The following is a 278-nucleotide window of genomic DNA, read 5'->3' on the forward strand; positions in this document are numbered from 1 at the left end:
TTACTCAAGAATCATCCTTCTGCCAGGAACCGGCCCACATAACGGGCCACGGCTCGCACAGCTGCCATGGTTGAGGGGTAGTCCATTCGGGTCGGCCCGACGACGCCAAGACTCGACAAGGCATCCTCGGGACCGTAGGTGCTCGCCACTAACGAGGTCGATTGGAAAGGTACATCGGTGTTCTCGGCGCCGATGCGGACCGTAACCTCGCCAGCCTCCCCCGCGGTTGCCTCGCCGAGCAGTCGCATAAGGACGACCTGCTCTTCAAGGGCCTCAAG

At 61.9% G+C, this 278-nt stretch carries 1 pseudogene; it reads right to left on the bottom strand.

Annotated features, from left to right (window positions below):
- Window positions 1-11 precede the first annotated feature (11 nt).
- Window positions 12-278, bottom strand: a pseudogene (locus tag CKO33_RS13305) (hypothetical protein); the annotation flags it as partial.

This window comes from Ectothiorhodospira mobilis (assembly GCF_016584115.1).
GTDB classification, from domain to species: Bacteria; Pseudomonadota; Gammaproteobacteria; order Ectothiorhodospirales; family Ectothiorhodospiraceae; genus Ectothiorhodospira; species Ectothiorhodospira mobilis.